We start from the raw sequence: 22,575 nt of genomic DNA on the forward strand, positions 1-22,575 counted from the left end.
CGCCCTCCCGCTCACGCTCCGGTAGGCGGCGGGTACTGGCAGCGATAGATTTATACTGCGGTGAATATACGCTTTGATAACGGATGGCTTCAGCCGAGATCCTCCAGACCCTGGGGAACAAATACAGCGCAGAGATCCTGGACGCGACCGACGAGCCCCAGTCCGCCCAGGAGCTGAGCGACGAACTCGGGATCCCGATCGCCACCTGTTATCGCCGGATCGACGAGTTGACCGAGCACGACCTGCTCGAACTCCACGACAACATCCTCTCGGACGACCGGCGACGCATCAAGGTGTACCGGCGCAACGTCGACCAGGTCCACATCGACTTCGAGGAGTCGCTGACCGTCGAGGTCGAGGAGCGGACGGAGGTCACGAACAAGCTCGACGAAGCCTGGCGCACCCTGTCGGAAGGCTAGTCCGGGCGTGCGCGCGTCGCAGAGCGGTGTCGTCCGCGTGCCGTCGCCGGGTCGGCCGGGGTCGGCGGCCCCGTTATCACGAGGGATATTTTCGAGAGTGGATTTAATACGGGGTGTCGAGAACCCCGAGTCAACGTGGTCACAGTGATCGAACTACTCTACGCCGTGTCGACGGTCGTCTTCGTCGTCGCCGGGCTGACGATGGTAGGCATGGCGATGCGCGCGTACGTGCAGACGTCCCGACGGGCGATGCTCCACCTCTCGCTGGGGTTCTCGCTGGCGGTGGCCGGCGCCGCCGCGACGATGATCAGCGCCTTCCTGACCGGCTTCGCGGGCCCGCGGTCGCTGCTGCTCGTCAACAGCGGGCTGACGACCTTCGGGTACCTCTTCGTCATGTACAGTCTGGTCACCTACGAGTGAGCGCCGGGGCGGTAGCGTTATCATATTTTCAAATAATACTAGACTTCTCGACGACCGCCTGTTTCCACCCCGATACCTCCAAATCAGCAGCTATAAACTATCTAAAGCCTATTTTTCCTCGCTGAAAACGTCCCGCGATCCGGTAGGGCTTGATTTTAATATCGATAATTGGGGGATCACCCTTAATATGGAAGCGTGGAATCCTCGGAGTAGAGTCCGGGGCGGCGAACGGCTCCCGGGCGGAGAATCCCATGCTACACAACGAACGCAACGAACGAGACCGCGGGCAGGTCGGTATCGGGACCCTCATCGTGTTCATCGCGATGGTCCTGGTGGCGGCGATCGCGGCGGGCGTGTTGATCAACACTGCGGGCTTCCTGCAGACGAAATCAGAGGAGACGGGCCAGCAGTCCGGACAGCAGGTCACCAACCGGCTGCAGGTCTCGGCGGCGACGGGGTCGAACCTCAGCGACTCGTCGGTCGGTGTCGTGAACCTGACGCTGAAGAAGTCCCCGGGGGCGAGTAACATCGACCTCGAGAACGCGACCGTCCAGTGGGTCGGTCCCTCGGGTACGTACAACCTGGTCAACGCCAGCGTCGACGCGGCCGGCGCGGACGGCCACTTCGGTATTGTCCCGTTCAAGGACGCGGACCAGTCACACCCGGTCCTCAACGACCCCGACGACCGCATGGTGATGGTCTTCGACCTCGGCCGCGACGACGTGGTCTCTGACGACCGCACGTCGCTCGATACGCGGGTGGGTCGCCAGACCGGTGAGGGCAGCGGTGAGGGCGATACGTTCTTCGGTGACCAGGTCCCCGAAGGCGCGTCCGTCAACGTCAAGATCACCACCAAGTCCGGTGCGACCACGAGCGAACAGCTGACCGTCCCCGAGACGATCTCGGGCGCCGAAGCTGTCCAGCTCTAAACCTGTCGGATAGCGGATATTCGACGGAACTAAACCCTTTTATCGCGGACAGTAGCGTATGGCCAAGGGCGACGACGAACCGATCGACGGGGACGACGGCCCCATCCTCTCGCCCGACGAGCTCGACATCACCGACGACGAGCACGTCGCCGAGATAGACGACGGCCGCTACGTCGTCTCCCCGGGCGACCCCATCGGGGACGTGCCGTCGGTCGACGACCGCTCGTCGACCGAATCGGCCCCCGAACCGACACCTGAACCGGCCGCAGGACCGGCGCCGGAGCTGACCGAGGAGGCCGTCCACGAGTTCCTCGCGACCCAGTTCGACGACTCGGGGTCGCGGTACGGCTTCGACATCACGGCGACGTTCGACGGGGCGACCCGCCAGCGACAGATGGTCTCGAACGACGTGGTGACGATCTTCGAGAGCCTCGTCCTGTGGTACGCCCAGCAGATCGACGGCAAGACGCCCGTCGAGGAGGTGCTGGGGATCCTGCTCATGGAGGCGAACGTCCCCGTCCGCTACCCCCCCTCCAGCCTCCGGCGGCTGCTCGAATCGACCGAGCTCTCCCCGGACGACTCGATCGCGGACCTCATCGCCGCCGTCGGCGACGAGGACGGCTTCCGGATCTGAACGGATCCGCCCCGGCGCTCGCCGCGGCCGGACCGCCCGACCGCGGTCGACCCGACCGCCGCCGGGTGCTATCAATCCCGATAATTTACGGGAAGCCTTTATCTCCCGTTTCACAGTACACGTGGAGTGTTAGGCCCATGTCAGACGTATTGATAGCCGACGACTCGGAGTTCATGCGAAACCTGCTGCGGGAGATTCTGGAGGAGGACCACAACATCGTCGGGGAGGTGGAGAACGGCGTCGAGGCGGTCGAGACGTACAAGGAAGCCGAGCCGGACCTGGTGATGATGGACATCGTGATGCCGATCCGCGACGGGATCGAGGCGACCGACGAGATCAAGACCTCGAACCCCGACGCGAACGTCATCATGTGTACCAGCGTCGGCCAGGAAGAGAAGATGAAGGAGGCGGTCAGAGCCGGCGCGGACGGCTACATCACGAAGCCGTTCCAGAAACCGAGCGTCATGGAAGCCATCGAGGACGTCGTCCCGTCATGAAGGTCGACGTCCAGTCGCTCGGGACGTTCAACCGCCTGGCCCACGAGGGCGCCGAACAGGCCACCCAGTCGCTGTGTCAGATGACCGGGCTGGACGCCGTCGTCGACGTGACGAAGATCACGCTGGTCGACCGCGCGGACGTGGGCGAACAGCTGGCCGACGGGGAGTACGTCGGCGTCCAGTTCGCCTTCGACGGGGAACTGGCCGGCGACACGGTGCTCGTCTTCGACCGGGCCGGCAGCGAGACGATCGTCGAATCGCTGGTGCCGGGCGGCGCCGACGACGAGGCGATGGCCCGCTCCAGCGTCGAGGAGATCGGCAACATCATGATGAGCGGGTTCATCGACGGCTGGGCGGACTTCCTGGAGACGACCATCGAACACTCCCCGCCGGAGTACGTGACGGGCAACGGGGCGGCGATGCTCCCGGAACCCCCGGAGGGCGCCGAGCGCGACCAGGTGTTCGTCTTCAAGAGCGAGATCGAGTGGGTCGGCGAGTCGGTGAGCTTCTACATCTACATGTTCCCCGAGTACGACCCGCTCGCGGACGTGATGGCTCGCACCGCCGACACCGAGGACGACGCCATCCCGGTCGACAAGCTCGAGGTCTTCAACGAGATGACCAAGGACGGCACCCAGCAGGCCGCCGAGAACGTCGAGATGATGACCGGGATCGAGACGGAAGCGGAGGTCACCCGGCTCAGTTTCGCGCCGATCGAGGACGTGCCCAAACAGATCGGGACCGACACCTACGTCGGGACCGTCGTCGAGTTCACGGGCGTCCCGAGCGGCTTCCTGCTCGTCCTGTTCGACGAGGCGTCGGCGGTCCACATCGCCGAGGCGATGATGCCCGTCGAGATGGACGCCGACGAGCTGACCGACCAGCACAAGGCCGCCATCGAGGAGCTGGGCAACATCATGACCTCGGGGTTCGTCGACGGCTGGGCGAACGTGCTCCAGACCTCGGTCGACCACACGCCCCCGCGGCTGGTCCACGACATGGGCCGGGCGGTCGTCGACCCCCTGGCCGCACAGGTCGGTCAGCACCAGGAGCACGCCTTCATCATCGACTCGGAGATGCGCACCGACGACATCGCCTTCGGCGCCGAGATCCACGCCCTTCCGAACGAAACGGAGTTACGGCAGGCGCTCGACGAGCTACTCGTCGAACGAGCGGACGAGACCGAGGCCGACGTGGAAACGATCTTCTGACACATGAAAGTCTACGACGGGACGACGACCGAGAGCGAGCCCGCGACGCGGCCCGAGCGGGTGAAAGTCGGCATCGCCGAGTCGAAGGTCGCCGACGGGGAGGCACACCTCACGACCAGCGGGCTCGGGTCGTGCCTCGGCGTGGCGGTGTACGACCCGGCGGCGGGCGTCGCCGGTCTCGTCCACGCGATGCTCCCCTCGATCGACGAGATGGAGGGCGACAACCAGGCGAAGTTCGCCGACTCCGGGATCCGCGCGCTCGTCGCCGACATGGAGCGGCGGGGCGCCGACCGCGAGCGCATGACGGCGAAGCTCGCCGGCGGCAGCGACATGCTCGACTTCTCCGAGAGCGGCTCGGGGATCGGCGCCCGCAACGTCGAGACGGGCCGACGGACCCTCGCCGAGTTCGACATCCCGGTCGTCGGCGAGGACGTCGGCGGCGACCACGGCCGCTCGCTGCGGCTCGAAACCGGGTCCGGCGACCTCGTCGTCAAGAGCGCGAACCGCGATCCGATCACGCTGTAGGGATAGGAACGATCACGCCGCAGGATGGGAGAACGTCCGACGCGCGTCCGACGGGGGCGCGCCCGGGGCTCCAGGGAACGCACTCGTTTCTCGCTTTCTTTCTCGAAATTTACGTCCGACCTTTCTTTCCGCCTTTCCGGCGTTGATTCAACGCTGATATGGCGGAATTAACCTCTCTGTTATCAGTAATGATACCAGAAACGGTACATTGAAGGGCGTTAGGGCGGACCTACGCACGTAATGAGTCCCGTCGCTCAGTCGCTGGGCCCGGCCCTGCCGGGCGCGTCGGACGCCCTCCCCGGACTGCTGGTCGTGTTGACCAGCGGCCTCGTCGGGATGAGCATCCGGCAGATGATCGACATCTTCGGCGACGGCGACGGGAGCGACGAGGACGACGAGAGCATGGCCGACGGCGGCCTGATGACCGAAGACGGCGACGACGAGGAGCTCGGCGGCTTCGGCGGCCTCGAGGACGACGGCGGCGACGAGTTCGGCGAGTTCGGCGACGACGAGTTCGGCGACATGGACGACGGCGGCGGCACCGACACCGACGAGCTCGAACACCGCCTCGACGAGCTGGAGACGGAGGTCGGCAGCCTCTCCTCGACGGTCAACACCGTCCGCAACGAGAACGAGCAGATCGCAGAGACGGTCGACGACGTCGAGGAGAACGTCCGGAAGCTGCTGGACATCTACGAGATGGTCACCCGCGGGGTCAACCCCTTCGCCGACGACATGGAGCCCGGCGGGATGGGCGGCATGGGCGGCGGCGGGAACTTCGGGCTGTTCGACGACGGCGACGAGGAGGAGGCGGACGAGGACCTGGACGACGAGATCGCCAACGCCGACGCCGAGGGCTTCTTCGACGAGGACCTCGTCGAGGACGACGCCCCCGAGGGAAGCGTCGACGACGTGATGGGCGGCGACGACCTCGGTGACGACCTCGGTGACGACCTCGGCGGTTTCGAGGACGACGGCGGCACGTTCGACGACGACTCGCTCGACGACGGCGACGACTTCGGCGGGGCGGACGACTTCGACGACGACCTCGACGGCGAGTTCGACGACGCGGGCGACGACGGAGGGAACGACGACATGAGCGACGCATCCGACGGGGAGGGCGGCAAGTCCTTCGCGGAACTGAAAGACGAGTACGAGTCCGGCGACGCCGAGTGGGCCGACGAGCTCGAAGAGGGAGACGACGAGGCGGACGCGCAGGACGGCGACGACGAGCTCGGTGACGACCTCGGCGACGCCGACGACCTCCTCGACGACGGGGAGTCGGACGACGACATGGCCGACGACGACCTCTTCGACGAGGTCATCGAGGACGACGGAATGGACGAAGTCGACGACGGGGTCGGGGCGGACGCCGAACCGACCGACGAGGCGGCGACGGCGCCGGAACCGGCCGAGACCGAATCGGAGCCGGAGTTGGAGTCCGAACCGGAATCGACAGCGGACCCGGAACCGGGATCGACCGCGGACTCAGGCACCCGGCCCGGGAGCGACGCGGCGGACGCGCCCGCCGAAGCGGCGGCGGGCGACTCCGACGGCAAGCCGTACCTGGCGACGATGCCGGAGGGGCTCGCTGCCGAGCTCGTCGTCGTCGAGTGGCTGGAGTACCTCGTCGACCGGGTGGGCGTCCGCGAGACGGCGCGGGCCATCGACTACTACGAGCGGATCGACTGGGTGGCCGAGCCGGTCGCCGAGGACCTGCAGGCGTACCTGCGCGGGTTCGACGGCTCGGGTGGCGAGGGCGGACTCACGATCGACCACCACACCCGGAGCCTGCGATACATCAGCCAGCTCGACGGCGACGCCGCCGAGTCCGTCGCGCTCTCGAAACTCGCGGGGTCACGGGGAGGTGGTGCCGATGGGCTTCAGCGTTAGCGGCTCCGCGGCGCTGGTGTTCGCCGGCCTGCTCATCGCCTTCGGCATGTGGCACGGCGCGGCCTCCGAGAGCTTCGAGCGGGTCTCGGAGGCCCGGAGCGACAGGGCCGACCGCCTGCTCGACCAGCAGAACACGGCGGTCGCCCTCTCCGCGACGTACGTCGACGGGACGCTCACGGTCGAGGCCGCCAACGACGGCTCGACGGCGCTGTCGCTCAACCGCACGGACATCCTGGTCGACAACGAATACGAGACCGGCTGGCGGGCGAACGCCACCGTCGACGGCGACGAGGGGACGTACCTGTGGCTGCCGGGCGAACAGCTCACCGTCGAGATCGCCACGGGCGACACGCCGAGCCGGGTCAAGCTCGCCACGGAAGACGGCGTCTCGGGTACGGAGGTGGTCGCCTGATGGGCTTCTCCGTCAGCGGGTCGCTGGTCGTGGTCCTGCTGGGGCTGTTCGTCGCCCTCTCGGCGTATTACGGCAGCGTCGCCAACGCCGGCGAGCGGCTCCACGACGCGCGGGCCGCCGAGTCCGACCGGATCGACGGGATCGCCGACTCCGATATCGCGATCACCGGCCTCGACGTGGTCACGGACCCGTCCTGCGGGATCCGCGTCGAGGTCAACAACACCGGGTCGACGGAGCTCCTGCTGAGCGACACCGACCTGCTGCTGGACAACGGCTACCGGACCGGCTGGGCGGGCGCGGCCGTCGTCGACGGGACCGCCAACGGGTCGGAGCCCGGGACGGATCTCTGGCTCCCGGGCGAGCGCCTCACGGTCGAGGAGACGGGCCTCGACGCGGCGCCCCGGTCGGTCAAGGTCGTCTCCGGGCCCGGCGTCGCCGCCACGCGGGGGGTGACCGCCTCGTGCTAGCGAGCCCCCGTGCGGTCGACTCCGCCCGGCAGCCGGCCCGCCCGACCGGCGCGGAGGTGGTCCGGCGTGGCTAGCGTCTCCGTCTCCCACATGATCCTGTTCATCGCCTCGATGCTGGTCGCCGCCAGCGTGGCCGGCGTGTTCACCGACACGGTCGGCCAGCTGAGCAACGCCATCGACGACCAGGGGCTGCAGGTCAGCCAGGACGTGCGCACGGACGTCGAGATCATCAGCGACAGCGGCTCGTCGAACGTCTACGACGACACCACGGACAACGTCACGCTCCACGTCAAGAACACGGGATCGGAGACGTTACCGGCCGACCCGGGCGCGGTCAACGTCTTCGTCAACGGCCAGTTCGAGACGGACGTGACCGTGTCGCTGTACGGCGAGGGGCCGTCCTGGCGGCCCGGGTCGGTCCTGAAACTGGTGATCGACCGCTCCGACGACCCGCTCGCGGTCAACGAGGACCACCGCGTGAAGGTGGTCGTCAACGGCGACGAGGAGGTGTTCGAGTTCCGCACATGAGCATCGCGACAAACGACCTGTTCTCGCTGGGACTGAAGGAGCGCGACCGGATCAACAAGGAGCTGGGCGGCGGCATCCCGCCGGGCAGCATCGTCCTCGTCGAGGGCGACTACGGCGCCGGCAAGTCCGCCATCAGCCAGCGGTTCGCCTACGGCCTCTGCGAGGAGGGCCACTCGGTGACGATGCTCTCGACCGAACTGACGGTCGGGAGCTTCCTCGACCAGATGCACTCGCTGGACTACGGCATGGTCGAGCACCTGCTGGACGAGAACTGCCTGTTCCTCCACGCCGACATCGGCGACGGGAACACCTTCTCCGGCTCCGAGGACGAGGGCGACCGCAAGGAGCTGCTCAAGCGGCTGATGGAGGCCGAGCTGATGTGGGAGTCGGAGGTCGTCATCATCGACACCTTCGACGCAATCCTCCGCAACGACCCCAAGTTCGAGGCGCTGGTCCGCCAGAACGAGGAACGGCAGGCCGCCCTGGAGATCATCTCCTTCTTCCGGGACATCATCTCCCAGGGGAAGGTCATCATGCTGACCGTCGACCCCTCGACGCTGGACGAGGAGGCCATCGGCCCCTTCCGGGCGATCGCCGACGTGTTCCTCGAACTGGAGATGATCGAGGTCGGCAACGACGTGCGACGGCAGATCAGCGTCCTCCGCTTTGCCGGCATGGGCGAACAGGTCGGCGACACCATCGGCTACTCCGTCCGCTCGGGGACCGGTATCGTGATCGAATCGCGCAGCGTCGCGTAACACACCAGGGAGGAGCACAGCATGACAGACCACGGACGACCCAAACCCTCGGACGAACTCAGGCAGGTCGCGTCGCGCCGACCGCACCTGATGGACCACCTGAAGAAGTTCAAGCAGATCACCGGGGAGTTCCCCACGTTCATCGAGGAGGCCGACGACGACTACGAGTCCGACCGGCCGAACGTCCTCTACCCCGTCGGCGGGCCGATCTTCTGTCACATCTACGGCGACATCGGCCAGGACATGAAATACTACGCCATCGAGCCGGAGCTCGACGACGAGGAGTCGGTCGTCTTCGAGGAGGTCCGGAACAAGCTCCTCCAGAAGAGCGTCAACAAGCCCGCCCCCACCAGCGACACGGAGTACGACGACCGCATCGAGGAGCTGCTCCAGGAGTCGACCGCCGTCAAGAGCGGCGCCAGCGACGAGAGCGGCGTCCTCTCGCGGTTCTCCAAGCTCTCGAACCTCGGGAAGGTCGAGGTCACCGAGTCGACCTACGAGAACATCCTCTACCGACTGAATCGGGACATCGTCGGGCTCGGCCCCCTGGAGCCGGTGATGCGAGACCCGGCCAACGAGGACATCCACGTCATCGGCCCCCACGAGTGCCACGTCGACCACTCCGTCTACGGGATGCTCTCGACCACCGTGGACTTCGGCACGCCCGAGGAGTACGACCAGTGGCTCAAGAACATGGGCGAGCGCATCGGCGACCCCGTCTCCGACAGCGACCCCATCGTCGACTCGACGCTGCCGGACGGCTCGCGTCTCAACCTCATCTACTCCGACGACGTGTCCGTCAAGGGCCCCTCGCTGACCATCCGCCAGGGCGACGAGGTGCCCCTCTCGATCTTCCAGATCACCAAGTGGGGGACGCTGAGCCCCCAACTCGCGGCGTATCTCTGGCTCTGCCTGGAGAACGAGCAGACCGTCTTCGTCGTCGGGGAGACGGCGTCCGGGAAGACCACCACCCTCAACTCCATCATGGCGTTCATCCCCCGGGACGCGAAGATCTACACCGCGGAGGACACCGCCGAGGTGCTGCCGCCCCACGACACCTGGCAGAAGCTCCTGACCAGGGAGGGCGACGACGAGAGCTCCAGCGTCGACATGTTCGACCTCGTCGCGGCCGCCCTCCGTTCGCGCCCCGACTACATCATCGTCGGCGAGGTCCGCGGCGAGGAGGGGCGCATGGCGTTCCAGGCCGCCCAGACCGGCCACCCGGTGATGCTGACCTTCCACGCCTCCGACATCGTCTCGATGATCCAGCGGTTCACCGGCGAACCGATCAACGTCCCGGAGACGTTCATGGACGTGGCCGACGTGGCGCTGTTCCAGAACCGCGTCAAGCAGGGCGACGACGTGCTTCGCCGGGTGACTTCCGTCCAGGAGATCGAGGGCTACTCCAAGGAGATGGACGGGGTCGTCACCCGCCAGAGCTTCTACTGGGACCCCGTCGAGGACGAGATCGTCTTCCAGGGCATGAACAACTCCTTCGTCCTCGAGGAGCAGATCGCGACGCTGCTGGGCTACGAGGACACCCGCGACATCTACGACGACCTGAACTTCCGTGCGAGCGTCATCGAGCGCGCGATCCAGGAGGGTATCCTGGGGTACCACGAGGTCAACGAGCTGATCGAGGACTTCCAGCGCGACGGCGTGGAGGGCCTCCCCTTCGACATCCACAGGACCGAGTGATGGCGTCGGCAGACGAATCCGCGGGTACGGTCGAACTCACGCTCACGTCCGCCCTCGCGGGGCTCGTCGACGCCTACGAGCAGATGCCGATGCCGCTGAACCGGTACCTCGGCGTCATCCTCGTCCCCTCGGTGGTCTTCTTCGCCGCGACGGTCGGCGCCGGCCTGCTGCTGGACCTCCCGCTGCTGATCCGCGGGCCGATCCCGCTGCTCGGGTTCCTGCTGTTCGCCTCGGCGGTCTTCTACCCGAAGATACTGCTCTCCCAGCGCAGGGCGGAGCTCAACAACCAGTTCCACCTCGTCGTCACCCACATGACGGTCCTCTCGACGACGAACATCGACCGCATGGAGGTGTTCCGCCAGCTCTCCAAACAGGACCAGTACGGCGAGATGGCCGCCGAGATCGGCCGCGTCGTCGAACTCGTCGACACCTGGAACCAGAGCCTGGACGACGCCTGCCGCCGCCGCGCCAAGCAGGTCCCCAGCGAGGTCGTCTCCGACTTCTTCGACCGCCTGGGCTACACCCTCGGCGCCGGCCAGGCGCTCGACGACTACCTCGTCTCCGAGCAGGACCAGATCATCGCCAACTACAAGACCGTCTACCAGGGCACGCTGGACAACCTGGAGGTCATGAAGGACCTCTATCTGTCGATGATCCTCTCGATGACCTTCGCGCTGGTGTTCGCGGTCGTCCTCCCGGTCCTGACGGGCACGAACCCGACGATGACCGTCAGCGCCGTCATCGTCCTCTACGTGTTCGTCCAGTCGGGCTTCTACCTCGCCATCCGCTCGATGGCGCCCCACGACCCGTTGTGGTACCACCCCGAGGACAAGGACTCGCCCGTCGAGTCGAAGATCCGCAACGCCACCGTCGCCGGCACCGCCCTCTCGGTCGGCCTCCTCCTGTTTTCCCTGCTCGGGATGCTCGGCGTCTCGCCGGTCACGCTGGACGACGCGGTCTTCTTCCTCGACCCGCTCCCGCTGCCGTTCTACGCGGCGATCCCCACGCTCCCCTTGCTCATCCCCGGCTTCGTCGTCGGCGCCGAGGAGAAGAAGATCAAGGCGCGCGACGAGGAGTTCCCCAGCTTCATCCGCGCGCTCGGCGCCACGGAGGGCGCCAAGCAGTCGACCACCTCGACGGTGCTGGAGACGCTCCGCAAGAAGGACTTCGGGCCGCTGACCGACAACGTCGACAACCTCTACAAGCGGCTGAACATGCGCATCGAGACGACCGAGGCCTGGCGCCACTTCACCGCCGAGTGTCGCTCCTCGCTCATCCAGAAGTTCTCGGAGATGTACCTCATCGGCCGCGAGATGGGCGGCGACCCGAAGCTGCTCGGCGAACTCATCTCCGAGAACATGATGGAGGTCCAGCAGCTGCGCCAGCGCCGCACGCAGGCGACCACCACGCTGATCGGCCTCCTCTACGGGATCACCGCCGCCTCCACGTTCGCCTTCTTCATCGGCCTCCAGGTCGTCAACATCCTCGCCTCGATGAGTCTCGACCTCCAGGCCAACACCGACAACTTCGACGTGGGCAGCCTCATCAATACCGAGGTGTACAACATCCCGCTCATCGAGTTCCTGCTGGTCGTCATCATCATGTTCGGCGCGATGCTCTCGGCGCTGATGATCCGCACCGTCGACGGCGGACACAAGATCAACACCTACGTCCACTTCGTCGCGCTCACCTGGGTCGGCTCGATCACCGGCGTCGCCACGAAGTGGCTGGTGACGCAGTTCCTGGCAATATAAGCCCACTTTTTCGGCGGAGAGCTCCTTGCGCGCCGAAGGCCCGCTGCGGGGGTCCTCCGCCGAAAAAACGTGGGGAATAACACCGTCAGAGCAAGCTCTGACGAGGTCTCGTTCGCTACCCTCACGAGACTGCCGGACGACTCGGTCGCTACGCTCCCTCGCGTCCGGGGAACCGCGCCTGCGGCGCGGATGCTCGGGCACCTGCCTTTCCCCGGGTCGGCCGACGAGACGGCCTCCCGGCCACCGCTCCGCGCCGCGACCACCCCGCGACCGCTCCGGCACCGCGACCGCACCGCCTGAACGGCCCCGTACAACTATCCGGGCCCCGGTCGACCACCGTGCCATGGCAGAACCGGAAGACACGCTCGCGCGCTCGCCCGTCGACTTCGACTCCGCGGTGGCCTACGCGCTCCACCCGGAGATGCGACGGCTCATCATCCTCTATCTCGTCGGGACGCTCCTGTTGCCGATCGGACTCTCGATGTTCGTGAACCCGCCCTTTATCGGCGGACTCGCCCAGATCGTCCGCCAGATCATCGGGCTGGGGATCGTGCTCGTCGGCGCGACCTTCTTCTTCGGCGGGGTCGTCGGCGCGGCGTTCAAGGTCGTCGCCGACGCCAACATCCTCGCCGCCGCGCTCTTCGAGGACTGACCGGCGGACTGTGCCGTTATTGCGGTGGCGCTCGTAGCGGGTGCCATGTGTGGCCGCTACAGCCTGTTCGCCCCGCCCGACGACGTCGAGGAGCGGTTCGACGCGACGTTCGACTTCGCGTTCGAACCCCGCTACAACGCCGCGCCGAGCCAGGAACTCCCCGTGATCACCGGCGACGAGCCCGAGACCATCCAGCGCATGGAGTGGGGGTTGGTCCCCGCGTGGGCCGACGACCGCTCGGCGTTCGAGTTCATCAACGCACGCGCGGAGACGGTACGAGAGAAGCGCAGCTTCGCCGACGCCTACGAGTCGCGGCGCTGTCTCGTGCCCGCCGACGGGTTCTACGAGTGGGCCGAGACGGGGGGCGATGGGGGCGGCAAACAGCCCTACCGCGTCACCGTCGGCGACGACGAGCTGTTCGCGATGGCCGGACTCTGGGAGCGGTGGACGCCCCCACAGACGCAGACCGGCCTCGCCGACTTCGGGGGCGGCTCCGCTCCGGACGCCGCCCCCGACCCGGTCGAGACGTTCACGGTACTCACCACCGAACCGAACGACACGATCGCGGACCTGCACCACCGGATGGCGGTGATCCTCGACCGCGACGAGGAGGAGACGTGGCTCACCGGCGACCCCGACGAGGTCGAGTCGCTGCTGGATCCCTATCCCGCCGAGCAGATACGGACCTATCCGGTGTCGACGGCGGTCAACGACCCCGCCAACGACACGCCCGCGGTGCTCGAAGAAGTCGAAGTCGGCGGGTGAACCCGAGCGGCCGGCCACGTCGGGGTCGCGACCGGCGCCGATTCGAATCCTTTTAGGGCGCGACCGGACAACGGGTCGGTATGGCTATCAAACCCGCCTACGTCAAGAAGACGGCGACGCTGCTGATGGAGCGGTATCCCAACGCCTTCGGTCAGGACTTCGAGCACAACAAGGAAGTCGTCACCGAACTCACGAACGTCGAGTCGAAGGGCGTCCGGAACCGCATCGCCGGCTACGTCACCAGCAAGCAGGGCCAGACCGTCGAGGCGTAGGCGGCTCTCTCCTCTCTCTCCGCGTCGCGTGACCACGGAGCGGCGCCCCCGTCGTCCGGCGATCGGCAATGATAGACCCTGACCGTGGTAGACGTATCCAAACAGTTTTGAAGGGCGGTCTCTCTATCCCGGATCAATGACTGTCAGCGTAGGCATCCTCGGCGCGACCGGCGCGGTCGGGCAGCGACTCATCCAGCTCGTCGACCCGAACCCGGACTTCGAGATCGCGGCGCTCACCGCCAGCGAGTCGAGCGTCGGCAAGAGCTACCGCGAGGCCAGCAAGTGGCGCATCGACACGCCGATCCCCGAAGACGTGGCCGAGACCGAGGTCGTGGCGACCGAGCCCGACGCGGTCCCGGACGACGTGGATCTGATCTTCTCGTCGCTGCCCTCTAGCGTCGGCGAGCGCGTCGAGCCCGACTTTTGCGAGGCGGGCTACGTCGTCTCCTCGAACTCCTCGAACGCCCGCTCGGACGACGACGTGCCCCTGGTCATCCCGGAGGTCAACGCCGACCACATGGACCTCATCGAGGTCCAGCGCGACGAGCGCGGCTGGGACGGCGCGCTCATCAAGAACCCCAACTGCTCGACGATCACCATGGTCCCGCCGCTGGCGGCGCTGGACGAGGCCGCCGGCCTCGAACGCATCGAGGTCGCCACGCTGCAGGCCGTCTCCGGCGCCGGCTACTCGGGCGTCTCCTCGATGGAAATCATCGACAACGCCATCCCCCACATCGGCAAGGAGGAGCGGAAGATGGAGACCGAGTCCCGGAAGCTGCTCGGCGAGTTCGACGGCGCCGAGGTCCACTGGCACGACGCCGATGTGGCCGCCTCCTGTAACCGCATCCCGACCATCGACGGCCACCTGGAGAACGTCTGGGCCGACACCGCCGAGGACATCTCTCCCTCCGAGGCCGAGGACGCGATGGAGTCGTACCCCTCGCTGGACCTGCCGAGCTCGCCCGACCAGCTCATCGAGGTGTTCGACGAGCCCGACCGCCCCCAGCCCCGCATGGACCGGAACCTCGGCGACGGCATGACCGTCTCCGTCGGCGGCGTTCAGGAGACCTCTCACGGGCTGCAGTTCAACTGCCTCGCCCACAACACGCTGCGCGGCGCGGCCGGCGCGAGCGTGCTGAACGGCGAACTGCTGGTCGACTCCGGGTACCTGTAACTCGTCGGCTCCCGCCGGCGACGCCCTGTCGAAGATAGACGACGTTTTCCCGTCCGTCCACCTACCGCGGGTATGGACGAGGGGACCTACCGCGTGCTGCCCGGCGACGAGGACCGGTGGCGCTTTCTCGACCGCGAGACCTACGAGACGGTCGCCGTCCCCCGCGAGGGCCACGACGCGCCCGTCGCGGACCTCCGACCCGGCTATCTCGTCGACGCGGGCCTCGACTGGGGCTCGGAGGAGCCCACGGTCCGCACGCTGTCGGTGCAGCGACCGACGCTCTACACCTACGTCGCCGACGCCGACCCGGTCTTCGAGGTCGCGGAGAGCCTCTGGGAGGAGACCCGCGCCGCGGGCGAGGGGATGAACGCCACCCAGACGTACAACACCGACAACGCGGTCAACGGCGTCTGTTACGTCTTCGCCGACCCGGGCCAGCCGTCGGTGTTCGACGAGTTCCGGTCGGGCGCCCGCCCGGTCGAACCGCTGGTCGACCGGGTCAACGACGGCCCCGACGAGCCCGAACCCCGCGAGGTGTTCGTCCTCGACCCCGCCGACGGCGAGTTCACGGTCGTCACGATCACCCTCTCGAAGGGCGGCCGCTTCGCCGAGACGATGCGGGAGACCTACGAGCGCGACCACCCCGACGAGCCGCTGGTCTGAGCACCGCGGCGACCCGGGCCGTCCCGCGCCGTCGCCGCTGCTGTTCCGACACCCCACTGCGAACGTCCGTCGGTGCGACACCTTATCCGTCTGTAACGCACTAGCATACGTATGAGTGTCCCGTCCGCCGGAGCCGCCCTCGCTGGCTCCGCCACACCCCTCCAGTCGCTGCCCGGTATCTCGCCGCTGACGGTGATCGGGGGATTGCTCCTCCTGCTCGCCGTCGCGGCCGTCTACTCGGCGGTCGAGATCGTCGAGGCCTACGAGAAGGAGGCGCTGACGGTCTTCGGCGAGTACCGCAGACTGCTGGAGCCCGGGATCCACGTGATCCCGCCCTTCGTCAGCCGGACCTACCCCTTCGACCTGCGCACCCAGACGATCGACGTGCCCCAGCAGGAGGCGATCACCCGCGACAACTCCCCCGTCACGGCCGACGCGGTCATCTACGTCCGCGTCATGGACGCCAAGAAGGCGTTCCTCGAGGTCGAGGAGTACAAGCGGGCCGTCTCGAACCTCGCGCAGACGACGCTGCGCGCGGTGCTGGGCGACATGGAACTCGACGACACGCTCTCCCGGCGGGAGATGATAAACGAGCGCATCCGCGAGGAGCTGGACGAACCCACCGACGAGTGGGGGATCCGCGTCGAGAGCGTCGAGGTCCGCGAGGTCAACCCCGCCGCGGGCGTCAAGCAGGCGATGGAGCAGCAGACCTCCGCCGAGCGCAAGCGCCGCGCCATGATTCTGGAGGCGCAGGGCGAACGCCGCTCGGCCATCGAGCAGGCCCAGGGCGCGAAACAGTCCGACATCGTCCGCGCCCAGGGGAAGAAACAGTCGCAGATCCTCGAAGCGCAGGGTGACGCTATCTCGACCGTGCTGCGCGCCAAGTCCGCCGAGTCGATGGGCGAACGCGCCATCGTCGACAAGGGGATGGAGACGCTCGAAAACATCGGCCAGGGCGAGTCGACCACGTTCGTCATGCCCCAGGAGCTCACCTCGCTGGTCGGCCGCTACGGCAAACACCTCTCCGGCAGCGACGTGCGCGACGCGGCCGGCGCCGACGGGCAGGGGAGCCTCGACAGCCAGGGGTTCGACGCCGAGACGCGCGAGCTGCTCGGTCTCGACGACATCGCCGAGATCATCGGGGAGATCGACGAGGAGGCGCAGGTCGACATCGACGCGATGGAGGAGGAGGCGCGGGCGATCAAGGAGGGCGACGACGCGCGGGCGAGCAGGTCCGAGCCGGTCGAGGAACGCGAGTAACCGCGGGCGCAGCCTCCGGGCGGCCGTCGATTTTCCGCCCGTGCGACCCGCCGACCCCGGCCGCGCCGGCACCTCAAGGCTTATCCTCCGACCGGACGGATGACGGACTGTGGTCTCCAGAGACACGACCGTCCACCTGACGGTCGTCGCGCTCGCGCTCGCCGGGCTCGCGGCCGTGACGCAGTTCCCCTCCGACCCGGCGGTGACTGCCCTGGTTCTCGTCGGCTACAACGGCGCGGTCCTGGCGGGGGCACACCTGTATCTCGCCTGGCGCGGGGAGGATGGCATCGTCCCCGTCGCCGCGCGGTGGCGATTCGTCGCCGCCGTCGCGGCCGTCCTGTCGCTGGCCGCGCTGACCGTCCTCACCGACCCCGTCACGATCGGGCCGCTCGCGTCCGACGCGCTGCTGGGGTTCGCCGCCGCCGTCGTCGCGGTCGGCTACCAGTTCGTCGAGGCGCGGGACGGCTACCGCGAGTCGACCGCCGACGGCGCCCGCTGACCGGGTTCCCCGCCTCGGAGTCCCGGGTCGGGCTCGGACCCCCTCAGACCACCTGATTCGGGAGGTCCGCCCACTCGCCGGACTCCTCGGCGGTGGCGACGGCCTCGGCGACGATGTCGGCGAGGCGTTCGAAGTACTGGGGGGTGTGGCCGGCGTTGTGCGGCGTGATCAGGACGTTCTCGAATGTCCACAGCTCGTGGTCCTCCGGGAGCGGCTCGGGGTCGGTCACGTCCAGGGCGGCGCCGCGGATCGAGTTCCACCGGAGCGCGTCGACCAGGGCGTCCGTGTCGACCACGCCGCCGCGGGCGACGTTCACGAGGACGGCCTCGGGCGGCATCGTCAGGAACACCTCCTCGTCGACCAGGTCCTCGGTCTCGTCGGTCAGCGGGCAGGCGAGGACGACGTAGGCGGCGTCGGCGACGGCCTCGGCGATCTCGTCGTAGCCGTACACCTCGTCGGTCGGCCCGCCCTTCTCGGGGGAGTAGCGCACCCCGACGGTGTCGACCTCGAACCCCCGGAGGCGCTGGACGACCGACTCGCCGATCGAGCCCATACCGACGACGGCGACGGTGCTGCCGGCGAGTTCGTGAGCCTGGTGGGAGCGCCACTCGCGGCGGCGCTGGCGGCGCCGGGATTCGAGGAAGCCGCGGGTGAACGAGAGGATCGCGCCGAGGGCGTACTCGCCGATGTTGGGGCCGTGGACGCCCGAGGCGTTCGTGACGGCGACGCCGCGCTCGCGGAACGCCTCCAGGGGCAGGTGGTCGACGCCGGCGTACGAGCAGGCGAACAGTTCGAGGTTCTCCGCCCGGTCGAGGCGCTCCTCGTCGAGTTCGAACCCCGCGAGGACCTGCGCGTCCGGGAGCAGTTCGCGCTCCTCGTCGGGCGTGGCGGCGTATCCTACTTCGCGGTCCGGGAGCCGCTCGCGCAGGGCCGCGACGTACGACTCGGGCGGGATGCCGTGGATGTTCTGTCGCAGGACCAGCACGTCGGGCGCGTCGGCGGTCGCCTCGTCGGTCATGCCAGACGCGTTCGAGGGCGGCGGGCAAAAAACCGGCCGCCGGTCGGAGGCCGCCGCTTCAGACCCCGACGACTCCAAGCACGTCGTAGCGGAGGACGTAGCGGGCGAACCCGGCGCCGTAGGCGAGGATCCAGAAGAACACGTAGCCGAACACGCCGATCCGGAGGCGGCTGCGCCAGTGGTCCATCTGGTCGCCGCCGATCTCGTCGAGGAGCACGTCCTCGTCGTAGTCGTTGTACAGGTCGTGGCGCCGCTTGGCGGTGAAGATGCGGACGATCCCCGTGAAGCCGAACGCGAGCATGGCGTAGGCCTGCGCGCCGAGGAAGGCGTGGACCATCGCGAAGCCACCGAACTGGCTCAGCAGGCGCGGGGCCATCCAGACGAGCATCGGCACGGTCGTCAGCACCAGCCCCGTCACCACGAACTTCAGGTGGTGCATCAGCACCGACCAGGTGACCGGCTCGGTCTCGATGATGTACCAGGCGCCGTAGACGAAACAGGGGAAACTCGCCGTCACGGCCACCAGCACGACCGTCGCGATCACCCTGTCCGTGACCATAGCGTACGCTTTCGGCCAGTCGCGCTAAAACGTGCCGAAAGCGCGGCGATCGCGCGCGGCGACGCCGGTCTGGTTACGATCCGCCGGGTCCGTCGCCCGCGTCGCTGAACTCGTCGAACAGCGCGGCGACCCGGTCTTCGATCTCGTCGCGGATCTCCCGCACGCGCTCGGGGTCCTCCCCGTCGGGGTCGTCGAGCGCCCAGTCGCGCACGTCGACGTCGTCCTCGGCGTCGCCGAGGTCGAGCGTGGAACAGCCCATGGTGGCGACGTAGTCACAGGCGCGCAGTTCCTCGGCCGTGATCGCCCGCGGCGTCCGGTCGGAGAGGTCGACGCCGACCTCGGCCATCGCGTCGACGACCCCGTCGTGGACGCGGTCCGCGGGGTGGGTGCCGCCGGTCAGGATCTCGACGCGGTCGCCGAGGCCGCGGCGGTCGCGCTCGCGCTCGGCGAAGGCGGCCGACATCTGCGAGCGGCCGGCGTTCTGGACGCACACGAAGGCGATACGGGTCGGGTCGGTGGATTCGGATTCGGTTGACATCGTTCGGGTCTCAGTCGTTGGCCGCGGGTCGGTCGTCGGTCGGTTCGGGGCTCCCCGCCGCGGCGGTCCCCCAGTCGAGCCTGCGCTGGAAGTACAGCGCGACGTTGACCAGCGCGAGCAGGACCGGCACCTCGATGAGCGGGCCGACGACGGTCGCGAAGGCGACGCCGGAGCCGACGCCGAAGACGGCGACGGCGACGGCGATGGCCAGCTCGAAGTTGTTGCTCGCGGCGGTGAAGCCGATGGCGGTCGTCGTCGAGTAGTCGGCGCCGACCCCCTTGCCCATCGCGAAGCTGACGAGGAACATCACGACGAAGTAGACCGTCAGCGGGACGGCGATGATCAGTACGTCGGCGGGCGCGGCGACGATGTTCTCGCCCTGGGTCGCGAACATCACGACGACGGTGAAAAGCAGCGCGACCAGCGTCAGCGGGTCGATCAGCGGGACGAGCCGGTCCTCGTACCACGCCTCGCTCTTCGCCCGGGTGCCGACGTACCGGGTGAGGAAACCGGCGGCGAAGGGGATCCCGAGGAAGACGACGATCGCCTCGAACACCTGCGTCGGGGTCACGTCGAACGCCGAGATGCCGGCGACGAGCGTCTCCATGCCGAGCAGCGGGGGCAGAAAGAGCGCGAAGAACCAGACGTACACGCCGTAGGTGACGATCTGGAAGAGGCTGTTGAACGCCACCAGGCCGGTGACGTACTCGGTCGACCCCTCGGCGAGCTCGTTCCAGACGAGCACCATCGCGATGCAGCGGGCCATCCCGATGAACACGAGCCCGAGGAAAAAGTCCGGGCGCGCGGGCAGACCCGGGACGACCCCGCCGAAGAAGACGACGGCCAGCCCGAACATCAGCGTCGGGCCGATCAGCCAGTTCTGGACGAGGCTCAGGCTCAGCACCCGCCAGTTGCGGAAGACGGTCGGGAGCCGCGAGTAGTCCGCCTTCGCCAGCGGCGGGTACATCATCGCGACGAGCCCGATCTCGACGAGGTGCAGGTCCCGGATCGGCCGGGTCACCGAGGGGGCGACGTAGCCCAGCCCGACGCCGACGGCCATCGCGCCGAAGATCCAGACGGTGAGGTACTTGTCGAGGAAGTCCATCGACCGCGGGTCGCCGCAGGACTCGCAGTCGCAGTCCGGGCCGTGGGCGTGAGCGTCCGCGTTACTCATCGCCGCCGCTCCCGTCCGGCAGCTCGTCGCCGACGCTCCCCTCCAGGACGGTGACGAGCGCGACCGCGCGGTTGGTCGCGCGGTACTTCTTCCAGCGGCCGTCCTTCCGGCCGTCGACGAGCCCCGCGTCGACCAGCGCCGACAGGGCGTGACTGAGCCCGCTTTCGGTCACGTCGACGACCGCGTTCAGTTCGCAGACGCACAGCTCCTCCCCGGCCGCCACGAGCACGCGGACGAGCGTGTAGCGCGTCTCGTTCGCGAGCGCCGAGAGCACGTCGAGTTCCGCCTCGACCTGCTCGGTCCCGAGCGCCGCTTCGAGCGTGCCGAGCTCGTCGAGGCGCCGGTCGACGTCTTCGCTCCGGCACTCGCCGAGTTCGTCGTCGAGGTATCGGCGGAGCCGTTCTGTCGCTTGTGCCATTGCCAGTCGATTGAATCAGTGTTAAATTAATTGTTCCGGTCTACCTTCGTAGTGGTGCGAACATTCTGGAAAAGTGCCTTCTACTGAGGTTATAATATCTATTCCACGATATCGATGTTGAATGTAAATTCAACTGTACTCCGTCCGGAGTTCGACCGGAGGACGGACGTGCTGACAGTACCGTCGGTCCGGACGACACCCGTCGTTTCCGCGCACGCGGGCGCCGTCCGGTCTCAGGTCGGGACATCCGTGCAGTCTCCGGTCGGGACGTTCGTGCAGTCGGGTGCTGTCGCTTGCGCCGGGTCGGGGCGCTTTTACCCCTCGGGGCCGGAGTTCCGACAATGAGCGACGCCGCCGACGAACGGGTCGACGGGGCCGAGGAGGCGTCGGAGGCCGACGGCGCCGGGACCGACGAGGGGGCCGGCGAGGACGCCGAGTCCATCGAGGCGCTGCGCGAGCGGGTCGAGGCCGAGTACGACTTCGACGACTTCGGGCCCCAGGACATGGCGTCGATGTCCTCCGAGGAGTGGGAGGCGGTCTTCGACCCGGAGTCGTGGATCACCGGCGAGGAGCTGCTCGACCGCGTCGAGGCCGACCTCAAGCGGCGGGTCGCCGAGCGGGAGGTGTTCGCCCGCGTCGAGCGCCACGACGACCGCATCGTGGCCTACTCCGACGAGGGGTACGCCACCGTCTACGCCGACGGCTCCGTCGAGGGCCACGGCACCGTCCTCCGGGACGTGAAGCCGACGGTCGCGCTCGCGTCGATGGAGTCGTACGACGTGCCCGAGGCGCCGCCCGAGGAGTTGCTCCCCGAGCCACAGGAGGTCCCGGAGGGCAGCGGTGAGTTCGGCAACACGGTGTTGCAGATCGTCGCTGCGATTCAGGTGCTCGCCGGGCTCGTGCTGATCGGCGGCTGGTTCGTGTTCTTCCTCGGGATCGTCTCCCCGCCGGGCGGCGGGTCGGTGCGCTCGCTGAACGTCGTCGCGATGCTGCTCGGCGGCGTCGTGTTCCTCGCGATCGGACTGTTGCTGTTCGGCGTCGTCGCCAACGCCCGCCTGTCGGACAAGTTCCGCGCCGAGGAGTACCGCAACCGCCTGCGCGCGGTCGAACTCGAACCGGACGAGCGGCCGGACTTTCTCCCCGACGAGGCGTCCCCCGACGACGCGTCGGGGGTCCCGGGTGAGCCCTCGGACGGGCTGCCGGGGGAGGGCGCGGACGGTCGCCCGTCCGGGAGCGGGGACGGTGCGGACGACGGGTCCTGAGCGGAGCGGTCGGCGTCGCAACCGAGTCGGGGCGGGAGTGCGCCGGCCGGTCGCGCCGGAGTGACAACGATTCGCACGGAGCGGCCGCGTCGGACCGACGACGCCCCGAATATCTCCGGCTGGCGCGGGGCTAATCGCGCGCCTGCGTGCGTATTCGGTGGGTTTATACAAATTCG

26 protein-coding genes and 1 pseudogene are annotated in these 22,575 nt (G+C 67.9%); 22 read left to right on the top strand and 5 right to left on the bottom strand.

Features of this window, described 5'->3' with window-relative positions; all coding sequences use genetic code 11:
• Positions 1-83 precede the first annotated feature (83 nt).
• The 21 genes and pseudogenes from E3328_RS00790 (at position 84) to E3328_RS00890 (ending at position 17,430) form a co-directional block, all read left to right on the top strand.
• Entirely contained in the window at positions 84-419 is a 336-nt protein-coding gene (locus E3328_RS00790; RefSeq protein ID WP_135362731.1) for an ArsR/SmtB family transcription factor, read from the top strand.
• Between the two features lie 144 nt (positions 420-563).
• On the top strand, positions 564-839 hold the full coding sequence (locus E3328_RS00795; RefSeq protein ID WP_135364633.1) for a DUF7521 family protein: 276 nt from the start codon (positions 564-566) through the stop codon (positions 837-839).
• A 251-nt stretch (positions 840-1,090) separates the two neighbouring features.
• A complete protein-coding gene (locus E3328_RS00800; RefSeq protein WP_135362732.1) occupies positions 1,091-1,768 on the top strand; it encodes an archaellin/type IV pilin N-terminal domain-containing protein in 678 nt (225 codons plus the stop codon).
• A gap of 58 nt (positions 1,769-1,826) precedes the next feature.
• Positions 1,827-2,402, top strand: coding sequence for a DUF7500 family protein (locus E3328_RS00805; protein WP_135362733.1), 576 nt, complete (start codon positions 1,827-1,829; stop codon positions 2,400-2,402).
• A gap of 137 nt (positions 2,403-2,539) precedes the next feature.
• Complete coding sequence (cheY, locus tag E3328_RS00810) at positions 2,540-2,899, top strand: chemotaxis protein CheY (protein ID WP_135362734.1); 360 nt, start codon at positions 2,540-2,542, stop codon at positions 2,897-2,899.
• Positions 2,896-4,110 carry a chemotaxis protein CheC gene (locus tag E3328_RS00815; protein ID WP_135362735.1) on the top strand — a complete coding sequence of 405 codons (1,215 nt, stop codon included), beginning with the start codon at positions 2,896-2,898 and terminating at the stop codon, positions 4,108-4,110. Before cheY ends, E3328_RS00815 begins: the two co-directional genes overlap by 4 nt.
• Before the next feature lie 3 nt (positions 4,111-4,113).
• Entirely contained in the window at positions 4,114-4,635 is a 522-nt protein-coding gene (locus tag E3328_RS00820) for a chemotaxis protein CheD (protein ID WP_135362736.1), read from the top strand.
• A 240-nt stretch (positions 4,636-4,875) separates the two neighbouring features.
• Positions 4,876-6,528 (top strand): FlaD/FlaE family flagellar protein, encoded by a 1,653-nt coding sequence (locus E3328_RS00825; RefSeq protein ID WP_135362737.1) that lies wholly within the window; start codon positions 4,876-4,878, stop codon positions 6,526-6,528.
• Positions 6,512-6,940 carry an archaellum stator protein ArlF gene (locus E3328_RS00830; protein ID WP_135362738.1) on the top strand — a complete coding sequence of 143 codons (429 nt, stop codon included), beginning with the start codon at positions 6,512-6,514 and terminating at the stop codon, positions 6,938-6,940. The genes E3328_RS00825 and E3328_RS00830 overlap by 17 nt, the downstream gene beginning before the upstream one ends.
• Positions 6,940-7,407: an archaellum stator protein ArlF gene (locus tag E3328_RS00835; RefSeq protein WP_135362739.1), complete on the top strand. Its 468-nt coding sequence runs from the start codon at positions 6,940-6,942 to the stop codon at positions 7,405-7,407. Before E3328_RS00830 ends, E3328_RS00835 begins: the two co-directional genes overlap by 1 nt.
• Positions 7,408-7,473: 66 nt before the next feature.
• A complete protein-coding gene (locus E3328_RS00840; protein WP_135362740.1) occupies positions 7,474-7,935 on the top strand; it encodes an archaellum stator protein ArlG in 462 nt (153 codons plus the stop codon).
• Positions 7,932-8,693: an archaellum protein ArlH gene (locus E3328_RS00845; protein WP_135362741.1), complete on the top strand. Its 762-nt coding sequence runs from the start codon at positions 7,932-7,934 to the stop codon at positions 8,691-8,693. Before E3328_RS00840 ends, E3328_RS00845 begins: the two co-directional genes overlap by 4 nt.
• A 21-nt stretch (positions 8,694-8,714) precedes the next feature.
• Positions 8,715-10,391 carry a type II/IV secretion system ATPase subunit gene (locus E3328_RS00850; RefSeq protein ID WP_135362742.1) on the top strand — a complete coding sequence of 559 codons (1,677 nt, stop codon included), beginning with the start codon at positions 8,715-8,717 and terminating at the stop codon, positions 10,389-10,391.
• Positions 10,391-12,145, top strand: coding sequence for an archaellar assembly protein FlaJ (gene flaJ, locus E3328_RS00855; RefSeq protein WP_135362743.1), 1,755 nt, complete (start codon positions 10,391-10,393; stop codon positions 12,143-12,145). The genes E3328_RS00850 and flaJ overlap by 1 nt, the downstream gene beginning before the upstream one ends.
• 343 nt (positions 12,146-12,488) lie before the next feature.
• Positions 12,489-12,797: a hypothetical protein gene (locus E3328_RS00860; RefSeq protein ID WP_135362744.1), complete on the top strand. Its 309-nt coding sequence runs from the start codon at positions 12,489-12,491 to the stop codon at positions 12,795-12,797.
• A gap of 45 nt (positions 12,798-12,842) precedes the next feature.
• The gene (locus E3328_RS00865; protein WP_135362745.1) at positions 12,843-13,562 is read left to right on the top strand and encodes an SOS response-associated peptidase; all 720 of its coding nucleotides are present in this window, start codon (positions 12,843-12,845) and stop codon (positions 13,560-13,562) included.
• An 80-nt stretch (positions 13,563-13,642) separates the two neighbouring features.
• A complete protein-coding gene (locus tag E3328_RS00870; protein ID WP_135362746.1) occupies positions 13,643-13,834 on the top strand; it encodes a 30S ribosomal protein S17e in 192 nt (63 codons plus the stop codon).
• Between the two features lie 136 nt (positions 13,835-13,970).
• Positions 13,971-15,008, top strand: a complete 1,038-nt coding sequence (gene asd / locus E3328_RS00875) for an aspartate-semialdehyde dehydrogenase (protein WP_135362747.1) — start codon at positions 13,971-13,973, stop codon at positions 15,006-15,008.
• A gap of 36 nt (positions 15,009-15,044) precedes the next feature.
• A pseudogene (locus tag E3328_RS00880) lies at positions 15,045-15,671 on the top strand (DUF6663 family protein); the annotation flags it as partial.
• A 111-nt stretch (positions 15,672-15,782) separates the two neighbouring features.
• Entirely contained in the window at positions 15,783-16,931 is a 1,149-nt protein-coding gene (locus tag E3328_RS00885) for an SPFH domain-containing protein (RefSeq protein ID WP_135362749.1), read from the top strand.
• A gap of 109 nt (positions 16,932-17,040) precedes the next feature.
• Positions 17,041-17,430, top strand: coding sequence for a hypothetical protein (locus tag E3328_RS00890; protein ID WP_135362750.1), 390 nt, complete (start codon positions 17,041-17,043; stop codon positions 17,428-17,430).
• Positions 17,431-17,473: 43 nt separating this feature from the next.
• On the opposite strand, the gene E3328_RS00895 is transcribed toward E3328_RS00890, so the two are convergent.
• The 5 genes from E3328_RS00895 to E3328_RS00915 form a co-directional block, all read right to left on the bottom strand.
• Positions 17,474-18,448 carry a D-2-hydroxyacid dehydrogenase gene (locus tag E3328_RS00895; protein WP_135362751.1) on the bottom strand — a complete coding sequence of 325 codons (975 nt, stop codon included), beginning with the start codon at positions 18,446-18,448 and terminating at the stop codon, positions 17,474-17,476.
• A 58-nt stretch (positions 18,449-18,506) separates the two neighbouring features.
• Positions 18,507-19,007, bottom strand: a complete 501-nt coding sequence (locus E3328_RS00900) for a DUF7321 family protein (protein WP_135362752.1) — start codon at positions 19,005-19,007, stop codon at positions 18,507-18,509.
• Positions 19,008-19,080: 73 nt separating this feature from the next.
• Positions 19,081-19,545, bottom strand: coding sequence for an arsenate-mycothiol transferase ArsC (locus tag E3328_RS00905; protein ID WP_135362753.1), 465 nt, complete (start codon positions 19,543-19,545; stop codon positions 19,081-19,083).
• Positions 19,546-19,555: 10 nt separating this feature from the next.
• Positions 19,556-20,719 carry an ACR3 family arsenite efflux transporter gene (arsB, locus tag E3328_RS00910; protein WP_135362754.1) on the bottom strand — a complete coding sequence of 388 codons (1,164 nt, stop codon included), beginning with the start codon at positions 20,717-20,719 and terminating at the stop codon, positions 19,556-19,558.
• Positions 20,712-21,137 (bottom strand): ArsR/SmtB family transcription factor, encoded by a 426-nt coding sequence (locus E3328_RS00915; protein ID WP_135362755.1) that lies wholly within the window; start codon positions 21,135-21,137, stop codon positions 20,712-20,714. The genes arsB and E3328_RS00915 overlap by 8 nt, the downstream gene beginning before the upstream one ends.
• A gap of 341 nt (positions 21,138-21,478) precedes the next feature.
• On the opposite strand from E3328_RS00915, the gene E3328_RS00920 reads away from it, so the two are divergent.
• Positions 21,479-22,399: a DUF7319 domain-containing protein gene (locus tag E3328_RS00920; RefSeq protein WP_135362756.1), complete on the top strand. Its 921-nt coding sequence runs from the start codon at positions 21,479-21,481 to the stop codon at positions 22,397-22,399.
• The last annotated feature ends 176 nt before the right edge of the window (positions 22,400-22,575 follow it).

Source organism: Halosimplex halophilum (genome assembly GCF_004698125.1).
Lineage (GTDB): Archaea > Halobacteriota > Halobacteria > Halobacteriales > Haloarculaceae > Halosimplex > Halosimplex halophilum.